At 71.8% G+C, this 22,803-nt stretch carries 23 protein-coding genes; 8 read left to right on the top strand and 15 right to left on the bottom strand.

Going from position 1 to position 22,803, the window contains the following annotated elements:
• Positions 1-96: 96 nt before the first annotated feature.
• Both IE318_RS01095 and IE318_RS01090 read left to right on the top strand, forming a co-directional pair.
• Positions 97-1,260 carry an adenosine deaminase gene (locus IE318_RS01095; RefSeq protein ID WP_030165594.1) on the top strand — a complete coding sequence of 388 codons (1,164 nt, stop codon included), beginning with the start codon at positions 97-99 and terminating at the stop codon, positions 1,258-1,260.
• A 138-nt stretch (positions 1,261-1,398) separates the two neighbouring features.
• Positions 1,399-1,752: an ATP-binding protein gene (locus IE318_RS01090; protein ID WP_189895613.1), complete on the top strand. Its 354-nt coding sequence runs from the start codon at positions 1,399-1,401 to the stop codon at positions 1,750-1,752.
• 130 nt (positions 1,753-1,882) lie between these two features.
• On the opposite strand, the gene IE318_RS01085 is transcribed toward IE318_RS01090, so the two are convergent.
• The 5 genes from IE318_RS01085 to afsQ1 form a co-directional block, all read right to left on the bottom strand.
• A complete protein-coding gene (locus IE318_RS01085) occupies positions 1,883-2,089 on the bottom strand; it encodes a PspC domain-containing protein (RefSeq protein ID WP_030165599.1) in 207 nt (68 codons plus the stop codon).
• 66 nt (positions 2,090-2,155) lie between these two features.
• Positions 2,156-2,737 (bottom strand): VanZ family protein, encoded by a 582-nt coding sequence (locus IE318_RS01080; RefSeq protein ID WP_189895612.1) that lies wholly within the window; start codon positions 2,735-2,737, stop codon positions 2,156-2,158.
• A gap of 255 nt (positions 2,738-2,992) precedes the next feature.
• Entirely contained in the window at positions 2,993-3,634 is a 642-nt protein-coding gene (locus IE318_RS01075) for a hypothetical protein (protein ID WP_373311031.1), read from the bottom strand.
• The gene (locus IE318_RS01070) at positions 3,634-5,277 is read right to left on the bottom strand and encodes an ATP-binding protein (RefSeq protein ID WP_189895610.1); all 1,644 of its coding nucleotides are present in this window, start codon (positions 5,275-5,277) and stop codon (positions 3,634-3,636) included. Before IE318_RS01070 ends, IE318_RS01075 begins: the two co-directional genes overlap by 1 nt.
• Positions 5,274-5,951 carry a two-component system response regulator AfsQ1 gene (afsQ1, locus tag IE318_RS01065; RefSeq protein WP_037868090.1) on the bottom strand — a complete coding sequence of 226 codons (678 nt, stop codon included), beginning with the start codon at positions 5,949-5,951 and terminating at the stop codon, positions 5,274-5,276. Before afsQ1 ends, IE318_RS01070 begins: the two co-directional genes overlap by 4 nt.
• A gap of 220 nt (positions 5,952-6,171) precedes the next feature.
• Here afsQ1 and IE318_RS01060 point away from each other — a divergent pair, with 220 nt between their 5' ends.
• Entirely contained in the window at positions 6,172-6,924 is a 753-nt protein-coding gene (locus IE318_RS01060; protein WP_030165609.1) for a SigE family RNA polymerase sigma factor, read from the top strand.
• A 191-nt stretch (positions 6,925-7,115) separates the two neighbouring features.
• On the opposite strand, the gene IE318_RS01055 is transcribed toward IE318_RS01060, so the two are convergent.
• On the bottom strand, positions 7,116-7,718 hold the full coding sequence (locus IE318_RS01055; protein WP_189895764.1) for a uridine kinase family protein: 603 nt from the start codon (positions 7,716-7,718) through the stop codon (positions 7,116-7,118).
• Between the two features lie 160 nt (positions 7,719-7,878).
• Here IE318_RS01055 and IE318_RS01050 point away from each other — a divergent pair, with 160 nt between their 5' ends.
• Positions 7,879-8,286: a hypothetical protein gene (locus IE318_RS01050; protein WP_189895609.1), complete on the top strand. Its 408-nt coding sequence runs from the start codon at positions 7,879-7,881 to the stop codon at positions 8,284-8,286.
• Between the two features lie 78 nt (positions 8,287-8,364).
• Here IE318_RS01050 and IE318_RS01045 read toward each other — a convergent pair whose 3' ends face one another.
• The 3 genes from IE318_RS01045 to deoC are packed head-to-tail and all read right to left on the bottom strand — an operon-like array spanning position 8,365 to position 11,688.
• Complete coding sequence (locus tag IE318_RS01045; RefSeq protein WP_189895608.1) at positions 8,365-9,270, bottom strand: aldehyde dehydrogenase family protein; 906 nt, start codon at positions 9,268-9,270, stop codon at positions 8,365-8,367.
• Positions 9,263-10,714: an aldehyde dehydrogenase family protein gene (locus IE318_RS01040; RefSeq protein WP_189895607.1), complete on the bottom strand. Its 1,452-nt coding sequence runs from the start codon at positions 10,712-10,714 to the stop codon at positions 9,263-9,265. Before IE318_RS01040 ends, IE318_RS01045 begins: the two co-directional genes overlap by 8 nt.
• Positions 10,715-10,719: 5 nt before the next feature.
• Positions 10,720-11,688 (bottom strand): deoxyribose-phosphate aldolase, encoded by a 969-nt coding sequence (deoC, locus tag IE318_RS01035; protein WP_030165620.1) that lies wholly within the window; start codon positions 11,686-11,688, stop codon positions 10,720-10,722.
• Between the two features lie 228 nt (positions 11,689-11,916).
• Between deoC and IE318_RS01030 the strand changes: the two genes are divergently transcribed.
• Positions 11,917-12,585 carry a PH domain-containing protein gene (locus tag IE318_RS01030; RefSeq protein ID WP_189895606.1) on the top strand — a complete coding sequence of 223 codons (669 nt, stop codon included), beginning with the start codon at positions 11,917-11,919 and terminating at the stop codon, positions 12,583-12,585.
• A gap of 114 nt (positions 12,586-12,699) precedes the next feature.
• Here the strand turns inward: IE318_RS01030 and IE318_RS01025 are convergent, their stop codons facing one another.
• The 4 genes from IE318_RS01025 to IE318_RS01010 all read right to left on the bottom strand — a co-directional run bounded on the left by IE318_RS01025 (position 12,700) and on the right by IE318_RS01010 (position 16,243).
• On the bottom strand, positions 12,700-14,346 hold the full coding sequence (locus tag IE318_RS01025; protein ID WP_189895605.1) for a phospho-sugar mutase: 1,647 nt from the start codon (positions 14,344-14,346) through the stop codon (positions 12,700-12,702).
• Positions 14,347-14,544: 198 nt separating this feature from the next.
• Positions 14,545-15,369, bottom strand: coding sequence for a purine-nucleoside phosphorylase (locus IE318_RS01020; RefSeq protein ID WP_030165638.1), 825 nt, complete (start codon positions 15,367-15,369; stop codon positions 14,545-14,547).
• A gap of 103 nt (positions 15,370-15,472) precedes the next feature.
• The gene (locus tag IE318_RS01015) at positions 15,473-15,754 is read right to left on the bottom strand and encodes a type II toxin-antitoxin system RelE family toxin (protein WP_189895604.1); all 282 of its coding nucleotides are present in this window, start codon (positions 15,752-15,754) and stop codon (positions 15,473-15,475) included.
• A gap of 51 nt (positions 15,755-15,805) precedes the next feature.
• A complete protein-coding gene (locus IE318_RS01010; protein WP_189895603.1) occupies positions 15,806-16,243 on the bottom strand; it encodes a gamma-glutamylcyclotransferase family protein in 438 nt (145 codons plus the stop codon).
• 139 nt (positions 16,244-16,382) lie between these two features.
• On the opposite strand from IE318_RS01010, the gene IE318_RS01005 reads away from it, so the two are divergent.
• Together IE318_RS01005 and IE318_RS01000 are read left to right on the top strand one after the other, a co-directional pair.
• Positions 16,383-17,831 carry an NAD(P)H-quinone dehydrogenase gene (locus IE318_RS01005; protein ID WP_189895602.1) on the top strand — a complete coding sequence of 483 codons (1,449 nt, stop codon included), beginning with the start codon at positions 16,383-16,385 and terminating at the stop codon, positions 17,829-17,831.
• A 170-nt stretch (positions 17,832-18,001) separates the two neighbouring features.
• Positions 18,002-18,937, top strand: coding sequence for a DeoR/GlpR family DNA-binding transcription regulator (locus IE318_RS01000; RefSeq protein ID WP_229903292.1), 936 nt, complete (start codon positions 18,002-18,004; stop codon positions 18,935-18,937).
• 567 nt (positions 18,938-19,504) lie between these two features.
• Here IE318_RS01000 and IE318_RS00995 read toward each other — a convergent pair.
• The gene (locus IE318_RS00995) at positions 19,505-21,277 is read right to left on the bottom strand and encodes an acetyl/propionyl/methylcrotonyl-CoA carboxylase subunit alpha (protein WP_189895600.1); all 1,773 of its coding nucleotides are present in this window, start codon (positions 21,275-21,277) and stop codon (positions 19,505-19,507) included.
• A gap of 388 nt (positions 21,278-21,665) precedes the next feature.
• Here IE318_RS00995 and IE318_RS00990 point away from each other — a divergent pair, with 388 nt between their 5' ends.
• Complete coding sequence (locus tag IE318_RS00990; protein ID WP_189895599.1) at positions 21,666-22,172, top strand: hypothetical protein; 507 nt, start codon at positions 21,666-21,668, stop codon at positions 22,170-22,172.
• A 6-nt stretch (positions 22,173-22,178) separates the two neighbouring features.
• On the opposite strand, the gene IE318_RS00985 is transcribed toward IE318_RS00990, so the two are convergent.
• Complete coding sequence (locus tag IE318_RS00985; protein ID WP_189895598.1) at positions 22,179-22,802, bottom strand: Maf family protein; 624 nt, start codon at positions 22,800-22,802, stop codon at positions 22,179-22,181.
• Between the last annotated feature and the right edge of the window lies 1 nt (position 22,803).

Here is a 22,803-nt window from a genome sequence, read left to right as displayed (position 1 = left end):
CGTATCAACGGATGTGTACAGGGCGGGAAACCGGCCATCTGCCGCACGCTCCCGGAACGGACGGATTTCTACGCGCGTAGGCGTTAGAGTGCGGAAATGACGAGCCAGACTGCCCACCTGGGGAACACCCCGAGCACGGACCAGATCCGCCGGGCGCCCAAGGTTCTGCTGCACGACCACCTCGACGGCGGACTCCGCCCGGGCACCGTCGTCGACCTCGCCCGCGCCTCGGGCTACTCCCAACTCCCCGACACCGACCCGGAGAAGCTCGGCCTGTGGTTCCGCGAGGCCGCCGACTCCGGCTCGCTGGAGCGGTACCTGGAGACCTTCTCCCACACCGTCGGCGTGATGCAGACCCGGGACGCGCTCGTCCGCGTCGCCCGCGAGTGCGCCCAGGACCTCGCCGAGGACGGCGTCGTCTACGCCGAGGTGCGCTACGCCCCCGAGCAGCACCTGGAGGGCGGACTGACCCTGGAGGAGGTCGTCGAGGCCGTCAACGAAGGGTTCCGGGAGGGCGAGCGGCTCGCCCTCGCCGACGGCCGGCGCATCCGGATCGGCGCCCTGCTCACCGCCATGCGGCACGCCGCACGCGCCCTGGAGATCGCCGAACTCGCCAACCGCTACCGCGACTTCGGCGTCGTCGGCTTCGACATCGCCGGCGCCGAGGCCGGTTACCCGCCCACCCGGCACCTGGACGCCTTCGAGTACCTGAAGCGGGAGAACAACCACTTCACCATCCACGCCGGCGAGGCCTTCGGCCTGCCCTCCATCTGGCAGGCCCTCCAGTGGTGCGGCGCCGACCGGCTCGGGCACGGGGTGCGCATCATCGACGACATCCATGTCCACGAGGACGGCACCGTCACCCTCGGACGGCTCGCCTCCTACGTCCGCGACAAGCGCATCCCCCTGGAGCTGTGCCCGAGCTCCAACCTCCAGACCGGTGCGGCCACCTCCTACGCCGAGCACCCCATCGGGCTGCTGCGCCGCCTGCACTTCCGTGCCACGGTCAACACGGACAACCGGCTCATGTCCCACACCAGCATGAGCCGGGAGTTCGAGCACCTGGTCGAGGCATTCGGTTACACGCTCGACGACATGCAGTGGTTCTCCGTCAATGCGATGAAATCAGCGTTCATTCCTTTCGATGAACGACTGGCCATGATCAATGACGTGATCAAGCCCGGATACGCGGCGCTGAAATCCGAATGGCTGTTTAGCCAAACCGCCTCCACCAGGGCTTCTGTGCCCTCGGAGGACTGAAAGCGGCACATCGGACGAGGAACGGGTGCGGACGGCTTTCACAAGCCGTCCGCATTTCGCTGTTTGCGGCGGGTGGCCCGGCGTGTTTACGGTCGTGGACCGCTCAGTTCCCCGTCTTCCAGTCAAGGACGCATTTTCATGAAGCAGTCTGCCGCCAAGACCCTCGGTGTCGCCGCCCTCGGCGCCGCATTCGCCGCCGCAGGTGCGGGCGCCGCGAACGCCGCACCGGCCGCGCCGGCCGCCGGCCAGGCGCTGGGCACCGTCAGCCAGGCGCTCCCGACGGAGAACGTCACCAACATGCTGCCGGGGGCCGGTCCGGCGCTGAACCAGGCCAAGCCCACGCTGGAGAGGGGGCTCGCCGCCGCGCAGCCGGTGGCCCAGAGCATGCTCGAGCACGGCCCCACCAAGCCGGTCGCCGGACTGCTCGGCGGACTGCCCGTCCAGGGCCTGCCCACGCACGGCCTGCCGGTCAACGGCCTCCCCGTGGGCTGAGCACCGCACACCACCGCATCGCAACGCACCGCAGCACACAGCACCGACGCCGACATGCCGCCGGGGCGCACCCCTTGCTTCAGGGTGCGCCCCGGCGGCGTCTGTTCCGGCGATGTCCGGGCGGGTGCGGCTACCAGGCCGTGCGGGCGGCCTTGTCCTCCGAGGGCAGCAGGATCCACAGCGCGAGGTAGACCAGGAACTGCGGGCCCGGCAGCAGACAGGACAGCAGGAAGATCACCCGCATCGTCGTCGCGGAGGTGCCGAAGCGCCGAGCCAGCGCGGCGCACACTCCGCCGATCATGCGGCCGTTCGTGGGGCGGGCAAGGGCGGCGTTCATCTGTCTGCCTCCGTGGGCTGTCGGTGGTGCGGGGGCTCCCCGTCGGCGCCCCGTCTGACATCCACGCTACGGAGACGAAGGGGGCAAAGCGTCGCTCCACGGGGCGATCCCGACCCTGGGAATCGTCGGGGTACGACCCTGAGCCGGCTCCTCCTGCCGTCCCTGCGAAACCTCCAGGCGCTCGGCCCTGCGGCGCAGGCGGGAGCGGAGAGCCGGGACGACGGCGAGATGGGCGAGGGCCACGCCCAGGGTGTTCAGCAGCAGCGTGTCGACGTCCACGACACGTCCGGGTACGCCTGTCTGCAACAGCGCGATGCCCACGGATATCAGGGCGCCCGCCGCCACCGTACGGGCCAGGGACGCGAGCGGGGAGGGGCGCAGCCTGCCGCCCGCCAGCGGCAGCAGCACACCCAGCGGGGCCAGCAGCCCCAGGTCCTCACCGATGCGCCGGGCCGCCTCGGGCCAGCCCAGCGCCAGATCGGCGCGGACGCCGGCGAGGGGCCGCAGATTGGCCGGCATCACCCACGGGACGTTCAGCGGACGCAGCATCAGCCAGGCGACGAGCGCGAGATGGGCGACGAGGAGGACACCTGCTGTCACGCGGACGCGTATCGCGGCGCTGCCGCCGATGGAGCCTTGACGCTGCACGCCCCCCAAGACGCGCCTATCGCCCCGATCGGTTCCGCGCGGCCTTTTTGTGGCTCGGTTCGCCTCCGGGGCGCAGAAGCCTGTGCCGAGTGGGTGATCGTGCTCGACCCTTCGGGCCTCCGCGCGTTCACCCACTCGGCACAGGCGCGCCCCTTCGGCTCACTCGCCTCGTCGGGTGCCCCGCGTTCCGGTGGAGCCGGGATGCCGTGATGCCGCGAGATCCGGAGTGTCGTGAGGTCCGTGAGGCGCCCTGCCTCAGCCGTCCACGGCCTCCGTCGACGACGGCTTCGTCGTGCCGGGGTGGGCACGGAGGCCGTCGGTGCACGCGTAGCGGCGCAGCCGGGCGTCGTCGGGGCCGCCGAGCACCACCGAGCCGTCCCCCTCGGCGGCGGCCGAGTCGGACAGCGTGCACACGATCTGCGCGAGGGCGTACGGATTCAGGCCGGCCGGGGCCTTGCTCAGCCGGAGCGTGTCCTCCGGGTCCTTGGGGCGCGGCCCGGTCACGGTCAGGCCGCGTGGGACGTGCGTGGCGTACCCGGCCGCCTTCTCGCCGGCCGACGGCGAGGCGGCGAGCTGGTCCAGCAGCCCCTGCGCGACGATCACACGCCGTCGCGCGTCCGCCGTGCCCTCCGGCACCCGCACCACGCGGTCCACGGCCACCAGCGACGAGCCGCACAGCAGGAACACCTGCACGGGCACCCCGCGCGAGGTCTGCGTGGTCAGGTCGGGTCCGGGCAGCGAGCACGGCACCCGCGAGGGCGCGGCGCCGAAGTCGGTGGGCACCTGGGTGGGACGGATCCCGCACCCGGCGAGAAGCAGCAGGGCGAGCGCCGGCAGGCACCGGCGTGCGGACACCCGTCGTCCCCGGCGTCCCTGTGGTCTGTCGTGTGCCGTCATCAGGCACCCCCCTTCGCCGTGTCGCCGCTCCCGCTGCCGCCCTTGCCCCGGCCCTTGCCGTCACCCTGGCCCTGGCCCTGACCCTGGCCCGTGCCGTTCCCGTCGCCCTCCGTCGTCTCCGCGGCGAGCGCGGAGGCGTCCCGGGGCAGCCGCAGCGTGAACACGGCGCCGCCGTCGGGCGAGTTGGCGGCGGTGATGTCGCCGCCGTGGATGTGGGCGTTGTTCAGGGCGATGGACAGGCCCAGGCCGCTGCCCTCGGAGCGCGGCCGGGAGGCACTCGCCTTGTAGAAGCGGTCGAAGACGTGGGGGAGGACGTCCTCCGGGATGCCGGGACCGTGGTCGCGCACCTGGATCACCACCTCGTCGTCCGCCTCCCGCACCGACACCCGCACCGGCGAACCTCCGTGCTTGAGGGCGTTGCCGATGAGGTTGGCGAGGATGACGTCCAGGCGGCGCGGGTCCAGGCGGGCGTGGATGCCGCGCTCGGCGTCCAGCTCCACCGCGTCCAGCCAGGCGCGGGCGTCGATACAGGCGGTGATCTGGTCGGCGACGTCGACGTCGTCCAGGACCAGCCGGGCCGTGCCCGCGTCGAAGCGGGTGACCTCCATCAGGTTCTCGACCAGGTCGTTCAGCCGCCGGGTCTCGCTGACCACGAGCCGTACGGCGGGCTCGATCATCGGGTCGATGCCGCCGCTCTCGGAGTCCAGCTCCTCCTCGAGCACCTCCGTCACGGCGGTGATCGCGGTCAGCGGTGTACGCAGCTCATGGCTCATGTCCGCCACGAAACGGCGGGAGGACTCGTCGCGCGCGGCCATGTCGGCCACCCGCTTCTCCAGCGCCTCGGCGGCGTTGTTGAACGTCCGGGAGAGATCGGCGAGTTCGTCCGTGCCGGAGACCCTGAGCCGGGTGTCCAGCTTGCCCTCGCCGAGCCGGCGCGCGGCCACCCCCAGGCGGTGCACCGGCTTCAGCACGGTCGTGGCGGCGGCCTGCGCCAGCAGCGCGGCCCCCACCAGGGCCAGCGCGGTGGCGATGCCCAGCGACCACGCCAGCGAGTTCAGATCCTTCGCCTCCGGCTCCAGCGACTTGAGCATGTAACCGGTCGGGCCGCCGCCGATCACCTTCGTCCCCGCCACCAGATAGGGCGTGCCGTGTTCGGTGATCCGCTGCCAGTACAGGTGGTACGGCGCCTTGTTGGCCGAGGAGAGCTTCTGCTGTTTGTTCACCGCCGTGCGCAGCGAGACGGGCACGTCTTCGAGGGAGAAGCCGCTCAGTCCGCCGGAGTTGCCGTACACCGCCCGGCCGCCCGCGTCCTGGCCGGCCAGCAGCACACTGAACCGCTGGCTGCTGCCCGCCATCTGGCCGGCCGTGCGCTGCAACTGGTCCTGCGTGGGATGCACCGGCAGGGCACCCGCGCGGTTCTGCATCTCCTGCTGGAAGTCGCGCAGCACCGCGTCCTGCGTACGGGTCAGCACCGCCTCGCGGTTGAGCCAGTACGCGATCCCGGACGCGGACACGGCGGCGGTCAGCGCCACCAGCGCGAAGACGACGACCAGCCGCAGACGCAGACTGGTGAACCGCAGCCGGGACAGAGTCCCCTTACGGCCCGCGGTCCAGCCGCGGAGCCCCCCTTGCCGATCCGTCACTGAGGCGCGTCCAGGCGGTAACCGACTCCGCGCACGGTACGGATCAGGGTCGGGGAGGACGGCACGTCCTCGACCTTGGCCCGCAGCCGCTGCACACAGGCGTCCACGAGCCGCGAGTCACCGAGGTAGTCGTGCTCCCACACCAGCCGCAGCAGCTGCTGCCGCGACAGTGCCTGACCGGGCCGCCGGCTCAGCTCCAGGAGCAGCCTGAGCTCGGTCGGGGTCAGCTGGAGGTCCTCGCCGTTCTTCGTCACCGTCATGGCCGCCCGGTCGATGACGAGGCTGCCGAAGGTCGCCGAGTCGTTCGCCTCCCGCTCGCCGCGCCGCAGCACGGCCCGGATCCGGGCGTCCAGGACCCGGCCCTGCACGGGCTTGACCACGTAGTCGTCGGCGCCGGACTCCAGGCCCACGACCACGTCGATGTCATCGCTGCGCGCGGTCAGCAGAATGATCGGCAGCTGGTCCGTGCGCCGGATGCGCCGGCACACCTCGAACCCGTCGATGCCGGGCAGCATCACGTCCAGCACGATCAGGTCCGGCCGCTGCTCGCGCAACAGCTTCAGACCGTCCTCACCGCTGGCAGCGGTGGCCACCCGGTGTCCCTGGCGCGTCAGTGAGAGCTCCAGGGCCGTCCGGATGGCGTCGTCGTCCTCGATCAGCAACAGGGAAGGCACGGGCCTCATTCTGGCCCATACGGGGGTGGGGTTTCGACACCTGGAGCGCTCCCACACATCTCCCACGAATGACGACCGTCACCAATGGCCCCTGTGACAGGTCTGTGACAGTCGGCGGACACGGCCATGAAGTGGCCGGGGCAAGCTTTTCGGCACAGGCAAGCAAGCACGTGAGAACCGAGCAGGGCGAACACCGGGACTCCACGACGGGGGGCGCGAGATGAACACGCTGCACAGCAACAGCACCAGCGCAGTGGTCACGCGTCTGCACGACGTGACCCGGGGTTCGGAGAAGTCCGGTGCCGTGAGCGGGCGGGGGTGCGCTCGCGGCACCGGGCGTCAGCACACCGGGTTCATGACGGTGGTTGACGCGCACACGGGGGAAACACACGGGGGAACCGCGTACGGGGAGGGCTCGGGGGAGCGCCGCACCCGGTCGGAGGCCGTGGACGCCGAAGCGGCGTTCACCGCCTACGTCCAGGAGCGCCGCGCCTCCCTGTACGCGACCGCCTACCACCTCACCGGCGACCGTTTCGAGGCCGAGGACCTGCTGCAGAGCGCGCTGTTCTCGACGTACAAGGCGTGGGACCGGATCAGTGACAAGGCGGCCGTCGGCGGATACCTCCGCCGCACCATGACCAACCTGCACATCAGCGCCTGGCGGCGCCGCAAGCTCAACGAGTACCCGACCGAGGAACTGCCGGAGACGCCCGGCGACACGGACGCGATGCGCGGCACCGAACTGCGCGCGGTCCTGTGGCAGGCGCTGGCCCGGCTGCCCGAACTCCAGCGCACCATGCTGGTCCTGCGCTACTACGAGGGCCGCACGGACCCGGAGATCGCGGACATCCTCGGCATCAGCGTCGGCACGGTGAAGTCCAGCATCTGGCGCTCGCTGCGCCGGCTGCGCGAGGACGAGGTCCTCAGCTTCGGCCGTGACCAGGAGGAGTCCTTCGGCGAGCTCGTCGCCTGAGCTCACCGGAGGTCCGGGGGGAAACGGGGGAAGTACGGGGGACGGGGGGAACCACGGGGCTCACGGGGGAGCCGTGACGGGGGACCCACGGGGGAAGTGGGGGAGCACCAAGGGGAGCGGGACTGGAGGGCCGGGGGGTCCTTCCAGTCCCGCTCTCGTCTGCGTACGTACCGGCGGTGGCCGTACGGCGCTCAGGCCGCGGTCGGCGTCCGCCCCTGACGGCCCGTCGCCGCGGCGGCCATCCGGCCGAGCGCCTCGTCCAGGCCGCAGGCGTGGGCGCCCAGGGCGACCTGGCGGGCGATGATCGACCGCTCGGCGCGCATCAGCCGCCAGCCGCGGCGCAGCAGGAACGGCACCGACTTGCGGCCCTCCCGCAGATCCCGCAGGAAGCGCCGCCGGAAGGTGGTCACGGGCCCGCGGGTCAGGCACAGCGCGTCGGCCAGCACGCCCAGTTCACGACAGCGCCCGACGATCTCGGCGGCGAAGATGCCCTCGGCGACGAACAGCGGCGTACAGCCGATGTCCAGGGTGTTCTCGCCGGTGCGGGCGCTGCGGGCGATGTCGTACACGGGCACGCCGGTGCTGCCCGTCGCGCACAGCCGGGCGATCGCCTCGACCGCGACGTCCGCGTCCCAGGAGTCCGGGTGGTCCCAGTCGATGTCCGAACTCCCCGCCACCAGCGGCAGCGTCGGGTCGTCGCCCTCCTTGTAGAAGTCGTCGAGGCGCAGCACGGGCAGCCCGCAGCGGGCGGCGACCAGGGACTTGCCCGAACCCGAAGGGCCGCAGAGCAGCACGACACGGGCGGCAGACGGGGGATGAAGGCTCACGGAACACCAGTTTGACGCATGGTGGCCCTCCTGCCGACCCCGCGGGTCGGCTTTGGAGCGTGGGTTGCGTCTCAACTACCCTGTGCGCTGTTCTCGTTACTCTGCGCACCAGAAGGTGGCACCAGACATGGCTCGACACGCGTCCCGCTCCCAGCTCTCCCACCCCACCGCCCGGCGTGCCGTGATCGCCGTGGCGACCGCCGGTGCCGCCCTGGGAGCGGGCGCGGCGACGGCCTCGGCGGAGACGATCCCCGTGGTGGGCGGGACCTACCGCACCGGCTCGCTGGGCAAGGTGGACCCGCAGGCGGGCCTTCAGGCGCTGACCGGCACGGTCGGCTACGTCACCGGACCGGTCGCCGGCCTCAAGCCCAACCCCCTGGCGGGCACCGGCGTCGACCCGCTCGACAACGGCGTCGGCACCCAGGTCGCCGACTTCCGGCCGCTGACGTCGAAGATGCTCACCGGCCCGGTGGCGCAGGCCCCGTCGGTCGGGAGCATTCCGGTGGTGGGGCAGGTGGTCGGGTCGCTGCGCTGACCGAGGCACACACGCACGAAGAGAGCCGCGCCTCCCCCGGACGGAGGGGAGACGCGGCTCTCCGCGTGGGTGGGTCCGTCAGTACGACGAACCCGACGCGCCCAGCGACCCCGTCGGGTGCCAGACCGTCTTGGTCTCCAGGAAGGCGGTCATGCGGTCGATGCCGGGAGTCGCAAAGAAATCCACAGGCTGTGGACGCAGGACGCGCTTGAGGTTGTCGGCCGCCGCGATCTCCAGCTCCTTGGCCAGCGCCTCGTCGGCGCCCGCCAGGTCGATCGCGTTGACGTCCTGGTGCGCGGCGAGCGGCGCCGCGATCTCCGCCGTACGGCCGGACAGGACGTTGACGACCCCGCCGGGCAGGTCGGAGGTGGCCAGCACCTCACCCAGGGAGAGCGCCGGAAGCGGGGACTTCTCGCTCGCGATCACGACCGCGGTGTTCCCCGTGGCGATCACGGGGGCGATCACCGAGACCAGGCCCAGGAAGGACGACTCCTGGGGCGCCAGTACGGCCACGACACCGGTCGGCTCGGGCGAGGAGAGGTTGAAGAACGGCCCGGCGACCGGGTTGCCGCCGCCCACCACCTGGGCGATCTTGTCCGTCCAGCCCGCGTACCAGACCCAGCGGTCGACGGCCGCGTCCACGACCGCCGCCGCCTTCGCCTTCGACAGGCCCTCGGCGTCGGCGACCTCGCGCACGAACTGCTCGCGCCGGCCCTCCAGCATCTCCGCGACGCGGTAGAGGATCTGGCCCCGGTTGTACGCGGTCGCGCCCGACCACGCCCCGAACGCCTTGCGCGCGGCCACCACCGCGTCCCGGGCGTCCTTGCGGGAGGACAGCGGGACGTTCGCCAGCCAGTTGCCCTTCGAGTCCGTCACCTCGTACACCCGGCCGCTCTCGGAACGCGGGAACTTCCCGCCCACGTACAGCTTGTAGGTCTTGAAGACCGAAAGCCGCGGTTCGGTCTTGTCCGTCTTGTCAGACATCGAGGTACGCCTCCAGGCCGTGGCGGCCGCCCTCGCGGCCGAAGCCCGACTCCTTGTAACCGCCGAACGGCGAGGTCGGGTCGAACTTGTTGAACGTGTTGGACCAGATCACGCCCGCGCGGAGCTTGTTCGCGACGGCGAGGATCCTCGACCCCTTCTCGGTCCAGATGCCCGCCGAGAGGCCGTACGGCGTGTTGTTCGCCTTGGCGACCGCCTCGTCCGGCGTGCGGAAGGTGAGCACCGACAGCACCGGGCCGAAGATCTCGTCGCGGGCGATGGTGTGCGCCTGGGTGACGTTCGTGAACAGCGTCGGGGCGAACCAGTAGCCCGACGACGGCAGTTCGCAGGCCGGGGACCAGCGCTCGGCGCCCTCCGCCTCGCCCCGCTCGGCGAGGGCGGTGATCCGGGCCAGCTGCTCGGCGGAGTTGATCGCGCCGATGTCGGTGTTCTTGTCCAGCGGGTCGCCCAGCCGGAGCGTGGACAGCCGGCGCTTGAGGGAGTCCAGCAGCTCGTCGTGGATCGACTCCTGCACCAGCAGCCGGGAGCCCGCGCAGCAGACCTGGCCCTGGTTGAAGAAGATGCCGTTCACGATGCCCTCGACGGCCTGGTCGATCGGGGCGTCGTCGAAGACGATGTTGGCGCCCTTGCCGCCCAGTTCGAGGGTGAGCTTCTTGTGGGTGCCCGCGACGGTCCGGGCGATCTCCTTGCCGACCGCGGTGGAACCGGTGAAGGCGACCTTGTTCACGTCCGGGTGCGCGACGAGGGCGGCGCCCGCGTCACCGTAGCCCGGAAGGATGTTGACGACACCCTTCGGCAGGCCAGCCTGGCGGCAGACGTCGGCGAAGAAGAGCGCGGACAGGGGCGTCGTCTCGGCGGGCTTGAGGACGACCGTGTTGCCGGTCGCCAGCGCCGGGGCGATCTTCCACGCCAGCATCAGGAGGGGGAAGTTCCAGGGGATGACCTGGCCGGCCACGCCCAGCGGCTTCGGGGCCGGCCCGAAGCCCGCGTGGTCGAGCTTGTCCGCCCAGCCCGCGTAGTAGAAGAAGTGGGCCGCGACCAGCGGGAGGTCCGCGTCGCGGGTCTCCTTGATGGGCTTGCCGTTGTCCAGCGTCTCCAGGACCGCCAGCTCACGGCTGCGCTCCTGGATGATGCGGGCGATACGGAACAGGTACTTGGCGCGCTCCGCACCGGGCAGCGCCGACCACTTCGCGAAGGCCCTGCGGGCGGCCTGCACCGCGCGGTCCACGTCCGCCTGGCCGGCCTGGGCGACCTCGGACAGCACCTCCTCGGTGCTGGGCGAGACCGTCTTGAAGACCTTGCCGTCGGCCGCCTCGGCGAACTCACCGTCGATGAACAGGCCGTAGGAAGGGGCGATGTCGACGATCGAGCGGGACTCGGGCGCCGGTGCGTACTCGAATGCGGAAGACCGCTTCTCGATGGTCATGGTGATCAGTCCACCGTCACGTAGTCGGGGCCGGAGTAGCGGCCGGTGGCCAGCTTCTGGCGCTGCATCAGCAGATCGTTGAGCAGGGAGGAGGCGCCGAAGCGGAACCAGTGGTTGTCCAGCCAGTCCTCACCCACGGTCTCGTTGACCAGGACCAGGAACTTGATCGCGTCCTTGCTGGTGCGGATGCCGCCGGCCGGCTTCACGCCGACCTGGACACCGGTCTGGGCGCGGAAGTCCCGCACCGCCTCCAGCATGAGCAGGGTGTTGGCGGGGGTCGCGTTGACGGCGACCTTGCCGGTGGAGGTCTTGATGAAGTCGGCGCCGGCGAGCATGCCGAGCCAGGACGCGCGGCGGATGTTGTCGTACGTCGACAGCTCACCGGTCTCGAAGATGACCTTCAGCCGGGCGGACGTCCCGCACGCCTCCTTCACGGCGACGATCTCGTCGTACACCTTCATGTACTTGCCCGCGAGGAACGCCCCGCGGTCGATGACCATGTCGATCTCGTCGGCGCCCGCGGCGACGGCGTCCCGCACGTCGGCCAGCTTGACGTCGAGGGCGGCACGGCCGGCCGGGAAGGCGGTCGCCACCGAGGCGACCTTCACGCCCGAACCGGCGACGGCCTCCTTGGCGACGGCGACCATGTCGGGGTAGACGCAGACCGCGGCCGTGGTGGGGGTCGTACGGTCGGTCGGGTCGGGGTGGACCGCCTTGGCGCCGAGCGCCCGGACCTTGCCCGGGGTGTCCGCGCCTTCCAGCGTCGTCAGGTCGACCATCGAAATGGCGAGGTCGATGGCGTACGCCTTCGCGGTGGTCTTGATGGAACGGGTCCCGAGCGAGGCGGCGCGCGCCTCCAGGCCGACCGCGTCGACGCCGGGCAGCCCGTGCAGGAAGCGGCGCAGCGTGCTGTCGGACGCGGTGACGTCGGCGAGAGCCCGCGCGGGGGGTGCGGAGGGTGCAGTGGTGGGCATGGTCACCAGGCGAGCATATCTACGCGCGTAGCGGCTTGTACAGTCCCGGGTTTTGTCGGGGTGTGTGGTCGGGGCGTGGGGTCGGGGCCTGCGGGGCCGGTTCCGGAGTGGGGATGGGGACCGGCTGCGGCGGGCCGGGGTCGTTCGGGCGGGGGCGAGTTGTGTCTGTGGCGAGGCCGTGCCCGGGCCGTGCTCTTCGGTGGACGGGCGTCGGGCAGAATCGGGGCCATGACGACCGAGCACGAGTCCCCCGCGCCGCAGCCACCGGGCCCCGAGTTCCAGGACCGGGTCCACCGGTCCTCCGGAGGCATCGCGGGCGGTGTCCTGCTGCTCGCCATCATCCTCTGGCTGGGCTTCGACGCGATGGTCAGCGGAACGGGCCGCACCCCGTGGCTGGCGCTGGCCGGGATGATCCTCGCCCTGCCCCTGGTGATCGCCTTCACCCTCCGCCCGGCCGTGTACGCCAACGCCGACCGGCTGCGCATCCGCAACCCCTTCCGCGTGATCGTGCTGCCCTGGGGCCAGGTCGCCGCCCTGCGCTCCGGCTACTCCAACGAGGCGATCGGCAAGTCCGGCACCAAGTACCAGCTCTGGGCGGTGCCGGTCTCGCTCCGGGCGCGCAAGCGGGCCGCCCGGCAGGAGGCGCGGGCCGCCGGCGCCGGAGAGCGCGGCCTCAGCAGGGGCGGGCGCGGCGCCACCGCGGGGGCCGGTGGCGGGGCGAGCGAGCCGATCCGTGCGCAGGCCGACCGGTTCATGGCCGACCTCCGCGAGCTCCAGGAGACCCGCGAGAACGCGGAGAGCGCTCAGGGCGAGGTGCGGGTGCGCTGGGCCTACGAGATCGTCGGTCCCGCCCTGGCCGGCGCGGTGGTGCTGGCGATCCTGCTCGCGGTCGGCTGACGTCCGTCGGCGTCGGGGGGTGACCGGAGGATCGGTGCCGGTGCCACGCACCCGTGGCGCTCTCACCGGGTCCTCCGGTTCCTCCCGTCGTCTGTCGCCGGACGGCCGTCGGCGTCAGATGGCCGCGGCCTTCGCCAGGTCCTGCTTCAGGGTGGCCAGGAGGGTCGTCGCCGTGACGCGGGCCGCCGGGAGGTCGGCGTGGGTGGCGACCGGGACCACCACCTCCAGGTAGCACTTCAGCTTGGGTTCCGTGCCGGACGGGCGGACGATCACGCGGGCGCCGTCGAGGGTGTAGCGCAGGCCGTCCGTCGGGGGCAGCGTCTCCGTGCCCCGCGTCAGGTCCTCGGACCGGGTGATGGCCAGACCCGCCAGCTCGGTCGGCGGCTGCTCGCGCAAACGGCGCATCGCGTCGGCGATCAGCGAGAGGTCCTGGACGCGGACCGAGAGCTGGTCCGTCGCGTGCAGACCGTGCTCCACCGCGAGGTCGTCCAGCAGGTCCAGGAGCGTACGGCCCTGCTCCTTGAGGTTGGAGGCCAGTTCCGTGATCAGCAGGGCCGCGGTGATGCCGTCCTTGTCGCGCACGCCGTCCGGGTCGACGCAGTAGCCGAGGGCCTCCTCGTAGCCGTAGCGCAGGCCCTCCACGCGGGCGATCCACTTGAAGCCGGTGAGGGTCTCGGCGTAGGGCAGGCCCGCCTTCTCGGCGATCCGGCCGAGGAGCGAGGAGGAGACGATCGACTCGGCGAAGGTGCCCTGCGCACCGCGGGTCACCAGATGGGCGGCGAGGAGCGCGCCGACCTCGTCGCCGCGGAGCATGCGCCAGTCGGCGCCGTCCTTCACGGCCACCGCGCAGCGGTCCGCGTCCGGGTCGTTGGCGATGATCAGGTCGGGGCTCGTCTCGCGGGCCCTGGCGAAGGCCAGGTCCATCGCCCCCGGCTCCTCCGGGTTGGGGAACGCGACCGTCGGGAAGTCCGGGTCCGGGTCGGCCTGCTCGGCGACCAGGACGGGGGCGGGGAAGCCCGCACGGGCGAAGGCGGCGAGGAGGGTGTCCTTGCCGACGCCGTGCATCGCCGTGTAGACGGTGCGGGCCGTACGCGGGGAGCCCGCGGCGAGGACGGCGTCCGTACGGGCCAGGTAGGCGTCGAGGACGGAGTCGTCCAGGGTCTCCCAGCCGGTCTCCGGGCGGGGGACGGCGGTGAGGGTGCTGATCGCGTCGATCTCGGCGGCGATGTCCGCGTCCGCGGGCGGGACGATCTGCGAGCCGTCGCCCAGGTAGACCTTGTAGCCGTTGTCGCGGGGCGGGTTGTGGCTGGCGGTGACCTCCACGCCGGCGACCGCGCCGAGGTGCCGGATGGCGAAGGCGAGGACGGGGGTGGGGAGGGGCCGGGGGAGTACGGCCGCGCGCAGGCCGGCGCCCGTCATGACGGCGGCGGTGTCGCGGGCGAAGTCCGCCGACTTGTGGCGGGCGTCGTAGCCGATGACGACGAGGCCGGCCGTGCCGTCCCCGTGGGGGGTCCCCTGCTTCTTCAGGTACGCGGCGAGGCCGGCGGCCGCGCGGATGACCACGGAGCGGTTCATGCGCATGGGGCCCGCGCCGAGTTCGCCGCGGAGGCCGGCCGTGCCGAACTGGAGGGTGCCGGCGAAGCGAGCGGCGAGCTCCTTCACGTTCCCCGTCTCGATGAGCTCGGCGAGTTCCGTGCGGGTCTCCGCGTCGGGGTCCTCGGCCAGCCACGCCTTGGCCCGTGCGATGAGGTCGTCGTGCACGTTTCCGTCAGCCTCTCGTGCTCTTGTGTTGTGTCGGTGGGGGGTGGGGTGCAGTTCCGGGGTGCGTTCTGCCTGCCGGTGCCGGTGCGGGCCGACCGGGGAACGCACCCCCACGGCCCGCTTCCGTCCGCTTGCGGCTTTCCCGCCGTGGAGGTGCCGGCGGGGTGTCGCTGCGTCTCCGCCGGCCTGCGTGCCGTACTACAGGCGGTCCAGGACCTGGGCCAGCAGGGAGCCCATGCGGGTGGCGGAGTCGCGGCCTGCCTGGAGGACCTCCTCGTGGTTGAGGGGCTCGCCGGTCATGCCGGCCGCGAGGTTGGTCACCAGGGAGATGCCGAGGACCTCGGCGCCGGCCTCGCGGGCGGCGATCGCCTCCAGGACCGTCGACATGCCCACCAGGTCCGCGCCGATCACGCGGGCCATGCGGATCTCGGCCGGCGTCTCGTAGTGCGGGCCGGGGAACTGGGCGTAGACGCCCTCCTCCAGGGTGGGGTCGACCTCCTTGCACAGCGCGCGCAGGCGGGGGGAGTAGAGGTCGGTCAGGTCGACGAAGTTGGCGCCGACGATCGGGGAGGTGGCGGTCAGGTTGATGTGGTCGCTGATCAGGACCGGCTGGCCGGGACGCATGCCTTCGCGCAGACCGCCGCAGCCGTTGGTCAGCACGATCGTCTTGCAGCCGGCGGCGACGGCCGTGCGGACGCCGTGGGCGACGGCGGCCACACCGCGGCCCTCGTAGTAGTGGGTGCGGCCGAGGAAGACCAGGGCGCGCTTGTCGCCGATCGTGTACGAGCGGATCTTGCCGCCGTGGCCCTCGACGGCCGGCGGCGGGAATCCGGGCAGCTCAGTGACCTGGAACTCGGCCTCGGGGGCGCCCAGGGCGTCGACGGCCGGTGCCCAGCCGGAGCCCATCACGAGGGCGACGTCGTGGGTCTCCGCGCCCGTGAGTTCCCGCAGGCGGGTGGCGGCGGCGTCGGCGGCGGCATAGGGGTCGCCCTGGATGTCGTCCGGAAGAAGAGATGCGTTCACGCGACGAGGGTAGCCCGAATTGGCCTACGCGCGTAGATGAGGGAGCTCACGGGAATGGGATCGTTGTCTTGTCGTTTCCCACGAAGGCGCGTCGGCAGGGGCTTCAGACATCCGTGATGAGGACGTCCTTGTCGTTGAACACCTCGACGATGAAGACCAGGAGACGCCCACGGCTGACCGTGTACTCCACGAGGATGTTCTGGGTGAGCCGGATCGTGCGGTCGTCCCCGGTGGAGCTTATGGGCCGGGACACCTCCACGAAGGGGTCGCGGGCCAGCAGGGCGATGCCCTTGTCGAACGCGATGCGCTGCCGGTCGTCGAGGCGGTCGCGGGCGGCGGCGGCCTGCACGGTGTAGAAGACCTCGTACGTGGTCGTGGGGGCCATGCGCTCTCCCGGTGGTGCGTCGATGCACTCAGTTTATGGGGCGAGGCCGGCTCAGCAGGGGCGCTTGCGCAGCTCCATCACGTAGTCGTGGGGTGCGCCCGCCGACTCGGCGGCGTCCGCGATCTCGCCCAGGTAGCGGGCGGAGGGCAGGCCGCCCTCGTAGGCGTTGAGGACGTAGGCCCAGGCCCGCTCCTCGCCGTCGAGCGTGTGGACGCGCACGCGCATACGGCGGTAGACGTCCAGGCCGACGCCCTCCCAGCGGTCGAGGGACTCCTCGTCCATCGGGGCGATGTCGTAGAGCGCCACGAAGACCTGGGAGATCGGGTCCTCGACGAGGGTCGCCAGCGCCCCCTCCCAGCCCATGTGCTCGCCACCGAAGGTCAGCCGCCAGCCGTTCAGCCAGCCCGTGGCGCGCAACGGCGAGTGCGGGGCGCGGCGGGACATCAGCCGCGCGTCGAGATTGCCGGCGTAGGCGGCATAGAGCGACATGGGTCGAAGGGTACGGCAGGGACGCGAGGGACTCATCCGCGCCGCGGGTGCGTCCCGGAGGTCGCCTCATCCGTCCCATAGGTAACAGAACGGGTCCGGCTGGGCCCCCGGGACGTGCCACCTTGAACGGTGCGGGACAATGGAGTACGTGACTCGGATCGTGATCATCGGTGGCGGACCCGGCGGATACGAAGCGGCGCTGGTCGCCGCGCAGCTCGGCGCGGAGGTGACCGTCGTCGACTGCGACGGTCTGGGCGGGGCGTCGGTCCTGACCGACTGCGTGCCGTCGAAGACCCTTATCGCTACGGCCGAGGTGATGACCACCTTCGACTCCTCGTACGAGGAGCTGGGGATCATCGTCGCCGACGACACGCCGGCCCTGGAGCAGGCCGCCCGGGTGGTCGGTGTCGACCTGGGCAAGGTCAACCGGCGTGTGAAGCGGCTGGCGCTCGCCCAGTCGCACGACATCACCGCGTCCGTGACGCGGGCCGGCGCGCGGGTCATGCGGGGGCGGGGGCGGCTGGAGGGCATGCAGGCCCTGGACGGGTCGCGCAAGGTCGTCGTCACCGCGGCGGACGGGAGCGAGGAGACGCTCACCGCCGACGCCGTGCTCATCGCCACCGGCGGTCACCCGCGCGAGCTGCCCGACGCCCAGCCCGACGGCGAGCGCATCCTCACCTGGACCCAGGTCTACGACCTCACCGAGCTGCCCGAGGAGCTCATCGTGGTCGGCTCCGGTGTCACCGGCGCCGAGTTCGCCGGGGCGTACCAGGCGCTGGGGTCCAAGGTCACGCTGGTGTCCTCCCGGGACCGGGTGCTGCCGGGTGAGGACCCGGACGCGGCGGCCGTGCTGGAGGACGTCTTCCGGCGCCGCGGCATGAACGTCATGTCCCGCTCGCGCGCCGCAGCGGCCAAGCGGGTCGGCGATCGCGTGGAGGTGACCCTGGCGGACGGCCGGGTCATCACCGGCACGCACTGCCTGATGGCCGTCGGTGCCATCCCCAACACCGCCGGGATGGGGCTCGAGGAGGCGGGCGTCAGGCTGCGCGAGTCCGGTCATATCTGGACCGACAAGGTCTCGCGGACGACGGCTCCGGGCGTGTACGCGGCCGGTGACGTGACCGGAGTGCTCGCGCTGGCCTCCGTGGCGGCGATGCAGGGACGTATCGCCATGTACCACTTCCTCGGCGACGCGGTGGCCCCGCTGAACCTCAAGACGGTCTCCGCCAACGTCTTCACCGACCCCGAGATCGCCACCGTCGGCTACAGCCAGGCCGACGTGGACGCCGGCAAGATCGACGCCCGCTGCGTGAAGCTGCCGCTGCTGCGCAACCCACGCGCCAAGATGCAGGGCATCCGGGACGGCTTCGTCAAGATCTTCTGCCGTCCGGGCACGGGCATCGTGGTCGGCGGTGTGGTCGTCGCGCCGCGCGCCTCGGAACTCATCCACCCCATCTCGATCGCCGTCGACAACAATCTGACGGTCGAACAGATCGCGAAGGCGTTCACCGTGTACCCCTCGCTTTCGGGGTCGATCGCCGAGGTGGCCAGGCAGCTGCACACGCGCAAGACGGCGGCCGAGGCCTGACGTCCGGATCCGACTCCCCGCTGGTCACGGGGAGTTGCGGCTCTATACCACTTCCTGCCCTGGTGTGCGAACAACTTCTGTTATTCGGCGCAAACTGCTGAAAGCAGACGGTCGCTGGGGTTACTGTCAGTTTCGTGTTCGCTGCTGAACGTCGCCAACTGATCCTCGAAATGGTGCGAGCAAACGGTGCCGTGTCGCTCCGTGAGCTCGCCCGCGTCGTCCAGACCTCCGAAGTGACCGTACGGCGGGACGTGCGCGCACTGGAGGCAGAAGGACTCCTCGACCGCCGGCACGGCGGTGCGGTACTGCCGGGCGGGTTCACCCGCGAGTCCGGCTTCCCGCAGAAGTCGCATCTCGCGACCGCCGAGAAGACGGCCATCGCCGACCTCGCCGCGGGCCTCGTCGAAGAGGGCGAGGCCATCGTGGTCGGAGCGGGTACGACCACGCAGGAGCTGGCGCGCCGTCTGGCCCGGGTACCCGGCCTGACCGTCGTGACCAACTCCCTGCTGGTGGCCCAGGCGCTGGCCCACGCCAACCGCGTCGAGGTCGTGATGACCGGCGGCACCCTCCGCGGCTCCAACTACGCCCTCGTCGGGTCGGGAGCCGAGCAGTCGCTCCAGGGCCTGCGTGTGTCGCGGGCCTTCCTCTCCGGGAGCGGCCTGACGGCCGAGCGGGGCCTGTCCACGTCCAACATGCTGTCGGCCTCCGTCGACCGCGCCCTCGTCCAGGCCGCCGCGGAGGTCGTGGTCCTCGCCGACCACACCAAACTCGGCGCGGACACCATGTTCCAGACGGTTCCGACCGACCTCATCACCCGCCTGGTGACGGACGAGCCTCCGGTCCACGACGACCGCGCGGCCACCGAACTCCAGGCCCTGGCGGACCAGGGCGTCCAGATCGCCGTGGCCGGCGCGATGGGAAACCCGGTGGGCGACCACCCCCCGTCCCGCACCGACCGCCGCCGTGACGTCCCGGTCCCCGGCCCCCGCCGCGGTCAGCTCGGCACCCCGACCGCCACCCTCCGCTCAACCCCTCTGACGGGCGAACAACCGGGCCCGGACCGAGCAGAGCGAGCAGCCCGGGTGGCGGATCTGCGAAGGCGGTGAGGCCGCGGCCGCGGACCGGAGGCCCGGCGGCCACGGCCGCGAGGGTCGAGGAGGCCGCGAGCGAGGGCCGTGGGACGTGACCGGCGGGCCGGGGGCCGGAGGACCGAGGAGAGGCGGGCCGACGGCCAGGGCTGAGGGCTGTGAGAGCAGCCGGATGGCCGCCGGGGCGGACGGCGGGCCGTGCGCGGGCAGCCGGGAGGGGAGCGGCCGTTGCCACGGGGCCGTGGGGCTGGGAGCGGCCGGTGTGCTGGGCGGTCGGGGCAGTTTCGGGTTGGCCGTGGTGTGGGCGCCGGGCGCGGCCGGCGGGGCCGTCGGAGCGGCGTGCGATGCGGGGCCTGAAGGGGCGTAGCTGCTGGGGGGCTGGCGGTGCCTGGGCGGGTTGCCGCGGGCCTGCGGTGGCGCCCCCCGGCTTTGCCTGTCCCCACGTGGCACAAACCCTGCGCACACACCCCTCAAGACCGACGTCCGGCCCCTTGCTTCAGCCCGCCCTCGGGGGGCCAGTCCTGCCGGCGTGCAGCAGTGAGGCGCCCGGCGGGGTGGCCGGGCGCCTCACGGGGCTGGGGTGGGTCAGTCCTTGATGTCGCAGATGGAGGCGCCGGAGGTGATGGAGGCGCCGACCTCGGCGGACAGGCCCTTGATGGTGCCGGCCTTGTGCGCGTTGAGGGGCTGCTCCATCTTCATGGCCTCCAGGACGACGACCAGGTCGCCTTCCTTGACCTCCTGGCCCTCCTCGACGGCGACCTTGACGATGGTGCCCTGCATGGGGGAGGCGAGGGTGTCGCCGGAGGCGACGGGGCCGGACTTCTTCGCGGCGCGACGCTTGGGCTTGGCGCCGGCGGCCAGGCCGGTGCGGGCCAGGGACATGCCCAGGGAGGTGGGCAGGGAGACCTCCAGGCGCTTGCCGCCGACCTCGACGACGACCGTCTCGCGGCCCGTCTCCTCCTCCGCCTCGGCGTCGGCGGGGGCGGTGAAGGGCTTGATCTCGTTGACGAACTCCGTCTCGATCCAGCGGGTGTGGACCGTGAAGGGGTCGTCGGAGCCGGTGAGTTCCGGGGCGAAGGCGGGGTCCCGTACGACCGCACGGTGGAACGGGATGGCGGTGGCCATGCCCTCGACCTGGAACTCGTCCAGGGCGCGGGCGGCGCGCTCCAGGGCCTCCTTGCGGGTGCGGCCCGTCACGATCAGCTTGGCGAGCAGGGAGTCCCAGGCGGGGCCGATGACGCTACCGGTCTCGACGCCGGCGTCCAGGCGCACGCCCGGGCCGGAGGGCGCGGCGAACTTCGTGACCGTGCCGGGGGCGGGGAGGAAGTTGCGGCCGGGGTCCTCGCCGTTGATGCGGAACTCGAACGAGTGTCCGCGCAGGACCGGGTCGTCGTAGCCGAGTTCCTCGCCGTCGGCGATGCGGAACATCTCGCGGACGAGGTCGATGCCGGCGACCTCTTCGGTGACCGGGTGTTCGACCTGGAGGCGGGTGTTGACCTCCAGGAAGGAGATGGTGCCGTCCTGGCCGACGAGGAACTCACAGGTGCCGGCGCCCTCGTAGCCGGCCTCCTTCAGGATGGCCTTGGAGGCGCGGTAGAGCTCGGCGACCTGTGCCTCGGAGAGGAACGGCGCCGGGGCCTCCTCGACCAGCTTCTGGTGACGGCGCTGGAGCGAGCAGTCGCGGGTGGAGACGACGACCACGTTGCCGTGCTTGTCCGCCAGGCACTGGGTCTCCACGTGGCGGGGGCGGTCGAGGTAGCGCTCGACGAAGCACTCGCCGCGCCCGAAGGCCGCCACGGCCTCGCGGACGGCGGAGTCGTAAAGCTCGGGGACTTCTTCGAGGGTGCGGGCGACCTTCAGGCCGCGGCCGCCACCGCCGAAGGCGGCCTTGATGGCGATCGGCAGGCCGTGCTCGCGGGCGAAGTCGACGACTTCGTCGGCGCCGGAGACGGGGTCGGGGGTGCCGGCGACCAGGGGGGCACCGGCGCGCTGGGCGATGTGGCGGGCGGCGACCTTGTCGCCGAGGTCGCGGATGGCCTGCGGCGGGGGGCCGATCCAGTTCAGGCCGGCGTCCAGGACGGCCTGGGCGAAGTCGGCGTTCTCGGACAGGAAGCCGTAGCCGGGGTGGATGGCGTCGGCGCCGGACTCCTTGGCGGCCTTCAGCACCTTGTCGATGTCCAGGTAGCTGGTGGCGGGGGTGTCACCGCCCAGGGCGAACGCCTCATCCGCGGCGCGGACATGCAGAGCGTCCCGGTCGGGGTCGGCGTAGACGGCCACGCTCGCGATCCCGGCGTCCCGGCAGGCCCGGGCCACGCGGACAGCGATTTCGCCACGGTTGGCGATGAGCACCTTGCGCACGATTGAGGCTCCCTCCTTGAAACAAGCCGAGTTTAGGGACTGCCGACACGGCACTTCGACCCGTCCCCAATGGTGAGCTTGCCCACACGGAGCGTGATTCGAGGCGCGCTCGACCTGCGAAACCCCTTGTCGGACCTTGGTACGCAGGGTTCCTCCCGGAAACCCTAGCCCTCTGATGTGGTCAAGGTCTCTGTGAGAGCGTGCTGCGGCCCACTTGGTTTCTTTGTGGAGTCCCTACGAATGGCCCAATGATTCTTTGCCACCCGACCGGCCCTTGCGCGACCCCTGCACGACCCTTGTCCCTGCGTTTACCCGTTAGTAGCGTTCGCGATGTCCGGACAGTACTCGCGGTAACAGGGCTCCGTGGTGGAGCGGCAGGCGAAAGTGGGTGGGACCGGTGGTGCGCAGACCGGTGGCGTGGATCGTGGCGGTCGTGCTCTTCGTCGAGGCGCTCGGTTTCGCGGCGGTGAACTGGTTCCTCGGGGTGGTCGTCGACCGGCAGAAGATGTCCCTCGCCGGCCTGGACCCGGACGTGATGTCCACCTCGTCGAAGGTCGCCGGGGTGGTCTTCGGTCTCTACTTCGCCCTGTGCGGCCTCGCCGCGCTGCTCGTCGCGGTGCGGGACCGCCGTCCGGCCGGCGTCGGCCGCATCCTGCTGATCAGCGCGGCCGTGGTGCACGGGCTGCTGGGCGCCTTCGCGTGGGGGCCGATGGGCTGGACGGCGTTCCTGTTCATGGTCGTCGTGCTCGCGCTCATCGTGCTGCTGCTGATGACGTACGACCGCGAGGAGGGTGCGCCCGCCGACGGGCTCGGCGGCCCCGAGGGCGCCCCGAAGAGCGGCACGCCCGCTCCCGTCCCGCCGGTGGCCCCTCCGGGGGAACCCAGCGCCTCCTGAGCGCCGTCAGTCGCCGTCGGCCGGCGACCACAACTCGGTGATCGAGACGCCCAGATCGGCCAGCAGCCGGCGCACCAGGGGCAGGCTGATGCCGATGACGTTGCCGTGGTCGCCGTCGATGCGGTCGATGAAGGGGGCCGACCGGCCGTCCAGGGTGAAGGCGCCGGCGACGTAGAGCGGCTCGCCCGAGGCGACGTACGCGGCGATCTCCTCGTCCGTCGGCTCCCCGAAGTGCACCACCGTGGACGCGACCGCCGAGACGTGCCGTCCGCCGGCCGTGTCCCAGATGCTGTGCCCGGTCTGGAGGGTCCCGGCCCGTCCGCGCATCGCCTTCCAGCGGGCCGTCGCCTCCTCGGCGTCGGCGGGCTTGCCGAGCGCCTGGCCGTCCAGATCGAGCACCGAGTCGCAGCCGATCACCAGGGCGCCCCGGATCTCCGGCTTCGCCGCCACCACGGAGGCCTTCGCCTCGGCCAGCGCCAGCGCCAGCTCGGCGGGGGTGGGGGCGGTGATCGCGTCCTCGTCGACCCCACTGACGATCACCTCGGGATCCATCCCGGCCTGCCGGAGCAGCCCGAGCCGGGCGGGGGACTTCGAGGCGAGTACGAGGCGGCGGCGCGGCTGGTCAGTCATG

Origin of the sequence: Streptomyces spiralis, assembly GCF_014654675.1 — a bacterium.
Lineage (GTDB): Bacteria > Actinomycetota > Actinomycetes > Streptomycetales > Streptomycetaceae > Streptomyces > Streptomyces spiralis.
Note: the sequence above shows the minus strand (reverse complement) of the source record. Positions and strands in the feature narration are given on the sequence as shown.